Source organism: Paenibacillus sp. GSMTC-2017 (assembly GCF_016019935.1).
GTDB lineage: Bacteria > Bacillota > Bacilli > Paenibacillales > Paenibacillaceae > Pristimantibacillus.
The window spans coordinates 287684-301279 of record NZ_JAECMT010000004.1 but is presented as its reverse complement, the minus strand read 5'-3'; the positions used below and the strand labels follow the sequence as shown (position 1 = coordinate 301279).

Genomic DNA, 13596 nt, shown 5'->3' with positions numbered 1-13596 from the left:
GCACAAGTAGATCCCTGTACTGGGATCCACTTGTTCACTCAGTCCGCACTCCCTGGACAATAGCGATATTGCTCCAAGTTGATCCGACCTGTCTCATCTACTACTACACCTTCACCACTCAAGTAGAGGTTCTGCTTGAAACGAGCTTCATCATCTTGAATCGCTATCTCTCCTTTAACATTAACGACTCTGTGCCACGGAAGTTCATATGCAGCACTCATCGAATGGAGGATGCGTACGACTTGCCTCGCTCCTCTTGCACTTCCGGCTAGCGCGGCAATTTGACCGTATGTCATGACATAACCTTCTGGAATGCTCTTTATAATATCGATCACTTTTCTCGTAAATGGTTGCACTCGCTCTGACCTTCCTTCCCTCATTGCTATACTAAGCTTATATTAGCAGTTGAATACACAAATAGGCTACGGCTTGATTATCCTCAAGCCATAGCCTATCTTTATTTAACGATTACTTCGTATTATTACAGTACTCTTCTAGCTGTCGAATAACGTTTCGTGTAGTCGCTCAATTTGTTGATTACGACACCGTTTACTTTGCTGCCAGTCGTGTTATGAATAAACTGGCCATTACCCATGTAAATACCTACATGACTAACTTTAGACGTTCTACCGTTATTAAAGAAAATCAAATCGCCAGCTTGAAGATTGCTCTTAGATACATACTTCCCTTGATTTTTCTGAGAAGCAGTACCCCATTTCAGGCTCACGCCATGTTTGCCGAATACATACTTCGTAAATGAAGAGCAATCAAAGATTAGTTTGCTTGGGTTGTTAACGCCGAACTTATATTTCACTTTGCCTTGCAAAGATTTTGCAGTTGCGATAATGCTTTGAGCTTTAGCAGGTGCCTTCACCTGTGGAGCCGCTTGGGCTTGTCCAATATGAGAAGTACCTACTAGCGAATGAGTGGACATTAATGCCACGCAGCACGTTGTTGCGATTACCGTCTTTTTGATCCAATTGTATTGCATGATATACCTCCTGGTGTTTGTCTCTGATGTATTAGGAGTATATCATCTGGTATATCAGTATCGTGGATTCTTAAGGCTTTCTAATAAGGGAAGTTCTTCTTATGGAGGAAATACTAGCACATACGATTTCCCCCCTGCTGTTCAGCATTTCATATCCATTATCGTGTAGTTTCTTACGAGAGCTCATAATAATCTCTCATTTTCGGAAAATGAATGGTGACCGCAGTATACTCCCCTTCTTGTGACGTAATGGTAAGGTCATGTCCTAATTTAAGTGCCATTTGTTTCGCAAGATACAGCCCCATTCCTGTAGATTTCGAATAGGTTCTACCTGTAGCCCCCGTGAATCCTCTCTCGAATACGCGATGAATATCTTCTTCCTTAATGCCAATGCCTGAATCGTGAATCCGCAGTCGCTTTTCTTTGTTATCTTCTTCAACGATGAACGAGATTTCACCCGCTTCATATGTATACTTGAGTGCGTTCGATATAATCTGATCTAATATAAAAGCAAGCCACTTACTATCACTTGATACATACTGCTCTACTTCTGCTATCTGAACCCGAATCCGTTTCGTAATAAAAAGTTTGGCATACTTTTTTACACTATTTCTTATCGCCCTATTGAGCGGTACATCCGTAATGAAATAGTCTTTAGAAAAGGAATCTATTCGTGAATAATACAGCGCCTGTTCTACGTAGTTATCAATTTTGTTCAGCTCATCTTCTAACTTATCCACGAGAAAATCTACCGTCTTCCCAGCGCTGTTCTCCATTAGCAGACTGCTAGCAGCAATCGGAAGCTTTACTTCATGAATCCATGACATAATAAAATCTTGATGTTCACGTTTTTCCCGAATTAACTTTTGCAGCTGTTTTGTGTGGCTGCCCTGCATCTTCTTAATCATTGTAACGTATAAAGCCTGTTCATCATTTTGTGATTCAGGCATTGCGGCAACAACATTTTCGCTCACGCTTTCTATCGCTTCAAGCAAACCCACATAAAACGACCTCCGATAATAATAGCCAATCGTAATATACAATCCAACGAGAAAGAATCCTATAAAATGTGTATAAAGCAGATTTGGTGCTGCAAGATCCCAGCTCGTATTTATGGTCATAATCAATGAGACAAATAACATCAATATCGCATAAAGAATGAAAAAATATCGCTTATCCTTTACATATTGCTGAAAGCTCATAGGATGCTATACCCGTACCCTTTCTTCGTAGTAATGAAGTCGTCTTTGCCTAGATCTGCAATTTTTTTGCGAATACGAGTCATGTTAACGGACAGCGCATTTTCATCTACAAATCTTTCATCTGCCCACAAACTGCGCATAATGTTTCTTCGAGTAACCGTTGATCCTTTATTTTGCATGAGGAGATTTACTATAATAAATTCATTTTTGGATAATTGGGTCGTTTGGTTATGATAAGAAATATCATATGTCTTAAGATTGAGCACAACACCGTCATGCTCTACAACATTTAGCTCGATGTCTTCTATATAAGCGTAGGTCCTCCGCAAAAGTGCATTAATCTTGGCCATCAGAACATCTGTATGGAAAGGTTTATTAATAAAATCGTCCCCGCCCATATTCATCGCCATAATCGTATCCATTGGCGTATCACGAGACGAAAGAAAGACGATAGGTGCTTTGGATACTTCTCTAATTTTGTTGCACCAATAAAACCCGTCAAAGGAAGGCAAATTAATATCCAATAAAACTAGATGCGGATTTTCTGTTAAAAAAACGTGCATGACCCCGTCGAAATCTTCTACTTTTACTACTTCAAAACCCCATCTTTCTATGATCTCTCCTACCATATCTCTAATCGTTTTTTCATCTTCTACGATCATTATTTTCACAATCTTCCCCCAATCGTTACGAAAACAAACAGATGACAATACTAAAAGATACACCCCTTTTTTAGCAACAAGTATACCCTTCTCAAACTATGCTTATGCCGACGATACCATTGTAAGGTTAACTGTGCAAACTGTAAGGTCACTGAAAGATTGCATCCTATACAATTAAGCCTGTAGAAAAGAAATGAACTTCATGAGTGGAGGAAAAATAGATGAAAACAATAGTAGACGCACAACAAATTGATAAAGTGTATGGGGCACGGGGAAACACATTTACAGCGCTAACTGGTATCGACTTGACCGTACGAGAGGGAGAGTTTGTTGGCATAATGGGGCCATCTGGAGCTGGTAAATCCACACTTCTGAACATTTTGGCGACGATAGATCAGCCTACAACAGGGGAGATTTTGATAGATGGGACAAGCATTCTAAATATGAAAGAAGAGCAGTTATCGGCGTTCCGCCGTGATAAACTCGGATTTATTTTTCAAGATTACAATTTATTAGATACGTTATCCGTGAAAGATAATATCTTGCTGCCGTTAGCTTTAGCTAAAGTGAATGTGCAAGAAATGGAACAACGGGTTTATGAAATAGCAGACCGTTTTGGCATACGTTCGATTTTAGACAAATACCCCTACCAAATTTCTGGCGGGCAAAAACAGCGTACAGCAGCATCTCGTGCAATCGTGTCGAAACCCAAACTAATATTGGCTGATGAGCCGACTGGCGCATTGGATTCGAAATCGGCAACCGACCTATTGGAGAGCTTGCAAAACTTGAGTAAAGAAGATAAAGCAACAATCTTAATGGTTACACACGATGCATTCGCAGCCAGCTATTGCACACGAGTGCTCTTTATTAAAGACGGCAGTATGTTCACTGAACTAGTAAAAGGGACTTCGACCCGTAAAGAGTTTTTCAAAAAAATATTAGATGTATTAGCCGTTCTTGGAGGTGGTGCAAGTGACGTTATTTAATTTGGCGAAAAAAAATATAAAGGGGAATTTAAAAAACTACCTGCTTTACTTTTTCTCCATGGTCATTAGTGTAGTTATTTTCTATACGTTCAGTTCCTTAATGTATATTCCGGAAATTAAAGATGCAGTTAGTAACATGGCTAGCACCATGACACAAACATCCTATATGTTGATTGGTTTTTTGACCATATTTATTGGTTATTCGAACGCGTTTTTTACAAGAAAAAGAAAAAAAGAAGTCGCTTTGTACTCCCTGCTTGGTGTAAAGAAGAAGGTTATTGCACGAATGCTATTTTTTGAAAATGTCATTATTGGAACGATTACTTTATTGGCTGGGCTTTTACTCGGCGTCCTTCTATCCCGATTGTTTATGATGTTGCTCCTTAAGCTGCTTGGTGCTCCTATCGTTGTGAGCTTTAGTATTCCCATCGAAGCTATTATCACTACCGCAGTTGTATTTACAGCCATTACGTTGTTTACCTCTGCTCAGTCGTATCTTTTAATTTATCGATTTAAGTTAATTGAATTGTTCCAAGCTGATAGCAAAGGAGAGAAAGTACCGAAAGCTTCATTCATTTCGGCGGCTGTTTCAATCTTTTTACTCGCGGGCTGCTACTGGCTCATGTTTAACGCTATGGCTATGCTTGCTATGCCGCTTGTTCTAGTTGGCACGTATTTACTTTTCCGTTCTTTTACCGTTTACTCACTCACTCGTGCTCAGAAAAATAAGGCAAAGTACTACAGAGGAATCAATATTATTGGAACATCACATTTGTTGTACCGCGTCAAAGGAAATGCTCTTATGCTTACCGTAATTGCGTTAATTATTACTGCAGCAGTGCCGTACCTTCACGCAGCATTTTCCGAATATGCAACTACGGAAAAAGAGGCTCATAACGCCGCTCCATTTTCCTATCTGCACCTTTCCAAAGGTGAAGCGTCGGACGATCAAATCAGGAGTTTAATCGTAAAAGATAAAGATCATCCAATAACAGATCAGCTTTCTATACCGGTTATTCAAGTGAAAGGTAAGACTTCCGCTCCATTTCGAGATCGAGATGAACTACCGGTTAACCTAATTTCAGAACAAACTTTTCATTCCATGAAACAGGTGCTTCGTTTAGGCGATATACCCGATCTATCCGACAACGAAGCCATTGCGATTAAGAAATACATCGATCAGCCTGCTTCGGATTTTGCTGGAAAAGAAGTGGATGTACAATTGCCTCAAGGAACTTATTCACTAACGATTAACAAATTGGAAGAAAAAGAGGTGCGGCTTACATCTGGAGCAGAGCTGCTGTACCTAGTTATAGATGACACCACATTTAACGGTATCGCTGGGCAATTAAGCCCCCTCATTTATAAAGCCTATAAAGTAGAGGATGAAAAAACAACAAAAGAAACATCCGACGTACTAATGACACTAGCCGCAAAAGAGACAGAGATGCGCACATTTTACGAGCGATATAAACATCTGCAAAAGTTTACAGGCATGAAAATGTTTGTCGTAAGCTCGTTAGCCTTAGTACTACTTGCGGCGTCAGGAAGTGTTATTTATTTCAAACAACTAACTGAAGCACATTCGGATAAAGGTCGATATGACATTTTGCGGAAGATAGGGGTGAGCAGACGGGAAGTTCGCTCTACGATATCGAAACAGAACCTATTCGTATTCATACTTCCACTGTTTATTGGCGTACTAAATGCGGCGATGTTGACCTTATCCGTTACTATTCAATACGATGCTGATCTTAGCGACAATATTGTCTCGTTCCTATACGCTATTGCCGCTTATGGAGTGATCTATCTCGGTTATTATGTGTTAACGATCAATTCTTACAACCGAATTGTTAATAAATAAAAAATACAATGGCACTCAAACACTGACAAACAGCTGTCAGTGTTCGTAACCCATAATAAAAATATAGAAAGGATTTGAGAAATACAAATTTCAAGGAGGTTTTGAAAATGACTTCTCCAAACAGCAAACTACCGACATTGGACACTGATATTCAACCATTCAACATCGATATTCCGCAGGTTGATCTTAACTATTTAAAAGAAAGATTAATTCGTACGCGTTGGACAGATGAGATTGTTGATGCTGGCTGGGACTATGGTACTAATCTTACCTTCTTGCGGAAACTTGTGAACTATTGGGCTCATGAGTTCGATTGGAGGGCAGAGGAGGCTAGGCTCAATAGCTTTCCTCAATATACAACGACTATTGAAGGCGAACTTATTCATTTCGTACATGTTCGGGGCGAAGGATCGAATCCAATACCTCTTCTACTCGCTAACGGCTGGCCAAGCAATTTTGTAGAGCTATTGCCCCTTATTCCTTTGCTAACACGTGAACTAGATGGCATTTCATTTGATATCGTCATCCCTTCATTACCTGGCTTCGGATTTTCAGGCAAGCCAAGTGAGCGTGGTATGAATATGTCTAGAACAGCTGACCTATGGGCACATTTGATGACTAAACTTGGTTATGAAACATTTATGATAAGTGGATCGGATATGGGCGCCGGGGTTGAACTCGGTTTAGTTCGAAATTATGCTGATCGTATAATCGGCGCACATTGGATCAATGTCTATTCTGGATTTGAACGGCCGCAAGAACCTACAGAAGAAGAAAAAGCCTACTTTGCGAAAGTAGACTATTTGAACTTTACAGAAGGTGCTTACGCCATGTTGCAAGGTACAAAACCAACTTCTCTTGCTGTCGGTCTAAACGATTCTCCGGCTGGTTTGGCAGCATGGATTGTTGAAAAATATCACTTTTGGGGCGATACACAAGGAAATGTAGAAAGCATTTTTCCACTGGATACACTGTGCTCCATCCTCACGATTTACTGGGTGACGGAAACGATCGGCTCGTCCGTTAGGCTTTACAAAGAAGCTTTTGCCGATAATGAATTGTTATCTCCGGTTCCAAAACATCATGTCCCACAAGGTGTATTGCTGCCAGGCCCTGCTGATGTGCCAGCTCCACGAGCATGGGGTGACCTTCATATCCAAAATATTATCCGTTGGACCGAGTTAGATAAGGGTGGGCATTTCCCCGCATTGGAGTACCCTGAGGTGACGGCCACAGATATCCGCGGATTTTATCATGACATCAAGCTGTAAATGAAACAAACGTCTAGCTAAAGCGAGCACAAACAACCTCCCAGCTCATTATGAGCCAGGGAGGTTTTCTAATCTTACTATTGGTGATGGTGATCTTCCCCCTGCGCCCCATACCTTCTCCTGAACTCATCCTCTAACATGGCCATCTTGATCATATCATGGAATGTATCATCCAAATAAAGAGCATCACGCTCTATTCCTTCACGCTTGAACCCTATTTTCTCATAAACATGGATAGCGCGGGGGTTAAAAGCATATACGCCTAGGTGAATGCGATGCAGCTTAAGCGTCTCAAATCCATATTGGAGCATAAGTATCATCGCTTCTGTTCCATAGCCTTTTCCTCGATGTTCGTTTCCTTGAATGCCGATACGAATATTAGCACTGCGGTTGATAGGATCTATTTCATTTAATACAACTTCCCCTAATAACACATTCGTTCCCTTTTCGAAAATAATAAAATCAGCTCGTTCTTCACTTACAACGCTAATCTTGCGAATCCATGTTGCGATCTGGTCACGAGTGAATTCTGACTGTGAACCTGTCAGCGTGTTCATCTCCGAATCTTGCAAGAAAGCAAAATAGTCCTCTAAATCTGACTCTTGTGCATAACGTAAATCTATCTTATTACCTTGTATGTGAAGTTCATTCATATGTTCTCCCAAGCTACAATCCTCCCCATTTTTTCTAATCTTTTTCTATACGAAAAGGTAGAATGGGAAGTTGCATGTTATCTGCTCAGTAATTGACCCCCATTTAAAGATTGATGAAAAACTTCGTGTAGTTTAATATGTATGGGTTGAATACCCATTATTGTAACCATCTCTCTTAGGCAGGTGCGGCATGAAAGTTTCAATAGAAGAAATAACCAAAGAACAGGAAGAGGAAATCCTCATCAAGTGCCATGAGGTGGATGACGAAATACACGAAATAGTAGACAAGTTGAACACAAAAAACCTCATTATGATCGGGTATCACAATGAAATTGTTCATCGTATAAAACTAAGTGATATTTTCTATTTCGAGGCTGTTGATGGAAAGGTTTTTATGTACTGTCAGGACAACGTTTTTGAGGTGAAACATAAGCTTTATGAATTAGAGGAACTATGTAAAAGAAACAACTATTTTCGTGCATCCAAATCAACTATTTTGAACATAGCTAAAATTTCTTCTATACATCCTTCAATAAGCGGCAGATTTGAAGCGGTGCTGAATAACGGGGAACGTGTTGTTATATCAAGGCAATATGTGCCTGTGCTTAAAACGATGCTTGGATTGTAGAAGGAGGAACAATATGAAACTATCCCAATATGTATGGAAGATTATTAATGATTTTTTTATCATCTTTGCATCTCTCATCCTTATCATTACTCTTCTGCGGCAAATCTTCTATCCCGAATTAGCCTTTGATTTACATTCGATTTATATCCTTATGACCTTTTCACTCATAAGTGCAATAACAGGATTTATTTTATATTCTCCTAATGATATAAGTGAAAACAATATGCGCAAACGAATTGTCATTCACTTTATTGCCTTAGAAGTGATAATCATTTCCCTAGGAAGTATCATTGGAATTTTAAATAGTGTGCTCAGTATGGTCACTTGTGCGATTCAAATTGCGATTATCTATATCATTGTTCGTCTGCTGTCATGGCAAAACGATAAACAAATAGCCAATAGCATCAACGAAAAACTGAAGGATTTTCAAAAAAATCTTTGAAAATTGCCCATAAAATAATAAAAATTCGCAACTTAGTTGTCTGTAGATACAGCTTATTGTATTTCTATATACTTCCTTTCGGCAGTTTTTTATGATGTAACCATAAAAAACTGTAAAAAAAGAAAGGGAGTAAACGCTATGGCAATACTAATCTTCTTTATCGCTTTAATTGTTGAGATCACCATCGCAACATACTGTATTATGACTAAAAATGTCCAGAAAAAAATGAGAAATTGGATTAGAATTATTGTATTTATCGTTTTTATAATGTTTACATTTTCGTCTGCTATCGAGTGGAGTTTACGCTGGGTATTGATAGCTATACTGCTTTTCATACTAGCGGCAGTCGGAGCGGTTTCGCTTATTCGAAACAAAGTAAATGTTGAAAAATACAAAACTTCTCGTATCGTCAGAAAAGCATTTATTATGACCGTTGTGTTTGTACTTGCCCTAGCTCCTGCACTTATTTTCCCTCAATATACACTGCCAAAAGAGACTGGCAAGCATGAGGTTGCAACAGCTACTTACACCTACACAGATAAAAATCGTATCGAGGAGTATTCCAAAAAAGCTGAAAACAGATTTGTTAACGTACAATTTTGGTATCCCGATAATGTCGATGAGACCTATCCACTACTGGTATTCTCACACGGAGCATACGGCATTAAGGAAAGTAATACGTCTACCTTTACTGAACTTGCTAGCCATGGTTATATAGTCGTTTCAATCGACCATCCCTATCATTCCTTTTATACTGCTTCAGATGATGGAACGGTAACTATGGTCAATAATGACTATTTTCAGCAATTCAATAATACCAACAAAAATAACATTTACACGAAAGAAGAAATCTACGGACTAAAGCAAAAGTGGATGAAAGTACGTACTGATGACATGAATTTTGTTATTGATACGATACTTAATAAATCCAAAAGTGATAGTGACGTTATATATCAGCTTATTAATAGGAATAAAATAGGTGTGTTTGGGCACTCCATGGGGGGCGCGGCAAGTGTTTCGCTAGGTAGAGAGCGTAACGATATTAGTGCGGTCATAAATATTGATGGTCCTATGTTTAGCGAGCTTACTTACAATAAAGAGACCCTAGACTTTGAAGCAACAAATAAACCCTACACGACCACTCTTCTTAATATCTACTCTGACGATGTTTGGAAACAGCTAGAAACCATTTCCGTTTATTCACCAAACAAAGCTGCTAGTGAAAACTTCAGAGAGGTGTATACTGTTTATTTTCAAGGTTCAAAACATTTAAGCCTGACGGATTTACCACTTTACTCCCCTATACTTGCTACCATACTACAAGGTGGAAAAGCGACTGCTGATGAATATTACGTAATTGAAACCCAAAACAAAATTATTGTTGAGTTTTTTGACTATACACTAAAGGGTGTCGGCCGTTTTACATCCGAAGGAACCTATGGATTGAAGTAGAGTGGACACACTACCTTTATACAACAAAAAAATTATATAGTCTCCGACTACACCTATCCAAAAGTGATTCTATGGAGCGTTAAGTCAGTTGCTTGATTCATACATAAAACACTTCAATCTGCCTCATAACTACGTTGAACGTCTAGAAGGATTTTTTGTTGCAGGTCAACTTGATACGATCTACTTTTGGCTTGGATTTCCAGATTTTAATGAGTGGCTGCCTTATCATGTTCATAAGTTAGCTAGTAGGGAATTTAAGTCTTATGTAAATAAAGAGACGTTTCTCTTTAGCGGGATACCTTACTGGGAATAGTTAATTTGAATAAAACAGCCGACATCTGCAAATCGCAGAGGTCGGCTGTTTTGGCATCTACGCTTGAATACTGAATATGTCCGAGTTATCCATTTCTATTATCTAGCAAAATGATGGCATTAGCGGAGCGTACAATAGCCCTCAATTGTAACGATTAAACCAATATAAACATATAGTTAATAAAGATATAGCTTCTTGAAAGAGGTGTGTGATGAAGATCAGTTTTATAACTCCGGCCTATAATAGTGCCCGGTGGATTATGACGATGTTAGAAAGCATTCCGAAACAATATGCCTATGAAATATTGGTATGCGAAGATGGCTCTACGGATAACACATTAGCCATTTTAGAAGAGTATAGGAAGAGTTGCCCGCAATTAAAGATATTGATAAACGAAAAGAATAGCGGTGCCAGCTACTCTTATAATCGTTGTATTGAAGCAGCAACGGGCGATTATGTCGCGATCATCGACAGCGATGATCACTATATGCCTGCTATTCATGAGGTTTTGGCACAAATTGATGGCGAGTATGATGTCTACTATTACAATATGGTCACGAAGGACGGCCATCGATTTACGAAAGACCCTTCTAATATCTATTCGTGGTGCGGACAATTCAAAATTGTAAGAAGAAGTTTTATAGGCGATGCGAGATTTACAACGAGAAAGGACATTGCTGGTGACTGGGACTTTAATCGAGCATTAATGGATAAGCGGCCTACATCTAAATATACTGGTTTATTTGCCTATTGGTATAACTACTATCGGGAAGATTCCGAGTCTAATTTGCATCTAAGAGGCCTGAAATAACAACTTATGGCATGATGAGGATGGTGATAGACGTCTGTGTTTAAAGATAAAACGTTACTCATAACAGGAGGCACTGGATCGTTCGGAAATGTCGTTTTACAACGTTTTTTGAATACAGATATTAAGGAGATTCGTATCTTCTCAAGAGATGAAAAGAAACAAGATGATATGCGCCTTCTGTACAACAACAATAAAATCAAATTTGTTATTGGCGATGTACGGGATATTAACAGCTTAAACAATGCAATGGTTGGTGTGGATCTTATATTCCATGCCGCTGCTCTCAAACAAGTTCCTTCTTGCGAATTTTATCCATTAGAAGCCGTAAAAACAAATGTACTAGGCACGGAAAACATGCTAACAGCAGCAATAAATGCAGGAGTAAAAAAGGTCATTTGCCTCTCTACAGATAAAGCCGCGTACCCCGTCAATGCAATGGGCATCTCCAAAGCGATGATGGAAAAAATATTTATCGCCAAATCCAGAATTGTCACTCAAGACAAAACAGTCATATGCGGAACAAGGTACGGCAATGTAATGGCATCCCGAGGCTCTGTTATCCCTTTATTCGTCGAACAAATTAAAGCTGGTAAACGATTGACCATCACTGATCCAGAAATGACACGTTTTATTATGAGCCTTGAAGAGGCGGTAGAGCTCGTATTATATGCATTCAACAACGCCACCAATGGAGACATCGTCGTACAGAAATCACCTTCCGCTTATTTATCTGATTTAGCACAAGCACTCATCGAATTATTTGAATCGAACAACGAAATTGATGTGATCGGTACGCGCCATGGGGAAAAAGTGTATGAGGTTCTTCTTACGAAGGAAGAAGCGGCGAAGGCCGTTGATATGGGCAACTTTTATAAAATCCCCGCCGATAATCGTGACTTGAACTATGGGAAATACCTCGAAGAGGGTTCTCCAAAGATTTCTTTAACTGATGAATACAACTCCAATAATACTAAAATTCTTTCTGTCCCTGAAATCAAAGCGAGGCTTCTAAAGCTTACCTATATACAAGAAGAACTTCTCAAGTGGAATGGAGGCGTAAAGTGAAATTTTTAATTCTTGGTGCTGCTGGTATGGCTGGCCATACGATAGCTATCTATTTACAAGAGCAGGGCCACGACGTTACAACTTTTACAAGATCACCATTTCCCTATGGTTACAATATAACTGGTGAAATCTCAGAAAATAACACAATAGACTGGATTCTGCTCCAAAGAAATTACGATGTTGTCATCAATTGTATTGGTCTGTTAAACCAAGCCTGTGATAAGGAACCTTCCAGGGCTGCTTATCTCAATAGCTACTTACCTCACGCTATAGCAGATCGATTAAACAACACTCCTACTAAACTAATCCATATGAGTACCGATTGTGTTTTCTCAGGGCATTCCGCTCCATACCATGAAAATAGTTTCCCTGATGGCGAGACCTTTTATGATCGAACAAAGGCATTAGGCGAAGTAAACGATAATAAACATTTAACTTTCCGAAACTCTATTATTGGCCCAGATATGAAAAAGGATGGCATTGGCCTTTTTAATTGGTTTATGCAACAAGAAGGCAGTATTAATGGCTATACTGGCGCAATCTGGACTGGTGTCACTACTCTCACTTTGGCTAAAGCTATGGAAAAAGCGGCAACAGAAAATATGACAGGACTCTATAATCTTGTTAACAATAGTAGCATCAATAAGTACGATTTATTAAAGCTATTCAACAAAACGTGCAGGGCAGATGAATTAACGATATTGCCTAGTGATGCCGTTAACGCAGACAAAACGTTAGTGAATACTCGCACCGATTTTTCTTTCGAGGTTCCAAGTTACGAAGAGATGATTATCGAGATGAAAGAATGGATTTGGGCGCACAAAAACCTTTATCCCCATTACTTTAGTGCATAAATATCACATTAAAATCAGTACTCCCTTTGGATCAAGTAAGGCATATTGCCTATCAACCTGAGGGAGTAAATTTATATAAAAGTGACTCTAATGATGAAGAATAGATGATGATTTGATGAATGTGGGAGAAAATGGTCTTCATCTTTTTGATGTGAAAGGGTTTACAAAACCAAATATATGATTTAATATACGGACTATAAAAGTAAATAGCTTATCGCTGTGAGACATTGAGAGCAGCCATTTCTAATTGATTACGATCTTCTCCTTCCTCGTGAAGAGAACGATTCGTAAGCGATTCGTGATGGCTGCTTTTTGTATTTCCGGCGAAGGGATCCTAATTAATCAAAAAAAGTAATCGCAAACAATTTTTCGTTACGGGTGGTGAGAAAGCGCTATCAT

Annotated in this window: 15 protein-coding genes; 10 read left to right on the top strand and 5 right to left on the bottom strand. The window is 39.1% G+C overall.

Going from position 1 to position 13596, the window contains the following annotated elements; translation table 11 throughout:
* Positions 1 to 38: 38 nt before the first annotated feature.
* The 4 genes from I6N90_RS17390 to I6N90_RS17375 form a co-directional block, all read right to left on the bottom strand.
* Entirely contained in the window at positions 39 to 356 is a 318-nt protein-coding gene (locus I6N90_RS17390) for an MGMT family protein (RefSeq protein ID WP_197936893.1), read from the bottom strand.
* A gap of 125 nt (positions 357 to 481) precedes the next feature.
* Positions 482 to 991, bottom strand: coding sequence for a C40 family peptidase (locus I6N90_RS17385; protein WP_197936892.1), 510 nt, complete (start codon positions 989 to 991; stop codon positions 482 to 484).
* Between the two features lie 173 nt (positions 992 to 1164).
* The gene (locus tag I6N90_RS17380; protein WP_197936891.1) at positions 1165 to 2193 is read right to left on the bottom strand and encodes a sensor histidine kinase; all 1029 of its coding nucleotides are present in this window, start codon (positions 2191 to 2193) and stop codon (positions 1165 to 1167) included.
* Positions 2190 to 2864, bottom strand: coding sequence for a response regulator transcription factor (locus I6N90_RS17375; RefSeq protein ID WP_197936890.1), 675 nt, complete (start codon positions 2862 to 2864; stop codon positions 2190 to 2192). The genes I6N90_RS17380 and I6N90_RS17375 overlap by 4 nt, the downstream gene beginning before the upstream one ends.
* A gap of 212 nt (positions 2865 to 3076) precedes the next feature.
* Here I6N90_RS17375 and I6N90_RS17370 point away from each other — a divergent pair, with 212 nt between their 5' ends.
* From I6N90_RS17370 to I6N90_RS17360, 3 genes are all read left to right on the top strand, one after another.
* A complete protein-coding gene (locus tag I6N90_RS17370) occupies positions 3077 to 3844 on the top strand; it encodes an ABC transporter ATP-binding protein (protein WP_197936889.1) in 768 nt (255 codons plus the stop codon).
* Complete coding sequence (locus I6N90_RS17365; RefSeq protein ID WP_197936888.1) at positions 3831 to 5708, top strand: FtsX-like permease family protein; 1878 nt, start codon at positions 3831 to 3833, stop codon at positions 5706 to 5708. Before I6N90_RS17370 ends, I6N90_RS17365 begins: the two co-directional genes overlap by 14 nt.
* A 107-nt stretch (positions 5709 to 5815) precedes the next feature.
* Entirely contained in the window at positions 5816 to 6979 is a 1164-nt protein-coding gene (locus tag I6N90_RS17360) for an epoxide hydrolase family protein (protein ID WP_197936887.1), read from the top strand.
* Between the two features lie 77 nt (positions 6980 to 7056).
* Here the strand turns inward: I6N90_RS17360 and I6N90_RS17355 are convergent, their stop codons facing one another.
* On the bottom strand, positions 7057 to 7644 hold the full coding sequence (locus I6N90_RS17355) for a GNAT family N-acetyltransferase (RefSeq protein WP_232243075.1): 588 nt from the start codon (positions 7642 to 7644) through the stop codon (positions 7057 to 7059).
* A gap of 178 nt (positions 7645 to 7822) precedes the next feature.
* On the opposite strand from I6N90_RS17355, the gene I6N90_RS17350 reads away from it, so the two are divergent.
* The 7 genes from I6N90_RS17350 to I6N90_RS17320 all read left to right on the top strand — a co-directional run bounded on the left by I6N90_RS17350 (position 7823) and on the right by I6N90_RS17320 (position 13197).
* Entirely contained in the window at positions 7823 to 8260 is a 438-nt protein-coding gene (locus I6N90_RS17350; RefSeq protein WP_197936886.1) for a LytTR family DNA-binding domain-containing protein, read from the top strand.
* A 13-nt stretch (positions 8261 to 8273) separates the two neighbouring features.
* Complete coding sequence (locus I6N90_RS17345) at positions 8274 to 8702, top strand: DUF3021 family protein (protein WP_197936885.1); 429 nt, start codon at positions 8274 to 8276, stop codon at positions 8700 to 8702.
* A gap of 138 nt (positions 8703 to 8840) precedes the next feature.
* Positions 8841 to 10154 (top strand): alpha/beta hydrolase family protein, encoded by a 1314-nt coding sequence (locus I6N90_RS17340; protein ID WP_197936884.1) that lies wholly within the window; start codon positions 8841 to 8843, stop codon positions 10152 to 10154.
* A gap of 88 nt (positions 10155 to 10242) precedes the next feature.
* Positions 10243 to 10467, top strand: a complete 225-nt coding sequence (locus I6N90_RS17335) for a hypothetical protein (protein WP_197936883.1) — start codon at positions 10243 to 10245, stop codon at positions 10465 to 10467.
* A 211-nt stretch (positions 10468 to 10678) separates the two neighbouring features.
* The gene (locus tag I6N90_RS17330; RefSeq protein WP_197936882.1) at positions 10679 to 11278 is read left to right on the top strand and encodes a glycosyltransferase family 2 protein; all 600 of its coding nucleotides are present in this window, start codon (positions 10679 to 10681) and stop codon (positions 11276 to 11278) included.
* A gap of 36 nt (positions 11279 to 11314) precedes the next feature.
* Entirely contained in the window at positions 11315 to 12343 is a 1029-nt protein-coding gene (locus I6N90_RS17325) for a polysaccharide biosynthesis protein (RefSeq protein WP_197936881.1), read from the top strand.
* Positions 12340 to 13197 (top strand): SDR family oxidoreductase, encoded by an 858-nt coding sequence (locus I6N90_RS17320; protein ID WP_197936880.1) that lies wholly within the window; start codon positions 12340 to 12342, stop codon positions 13195 to 13197. The genes I6N90_RS17325 and I6N90_RS17320 overlap by 4 nt, the downstream gene beginning before the upstream one ends.
* Positions 13198 to 13596: the final 399 nt, after the last annotated feature.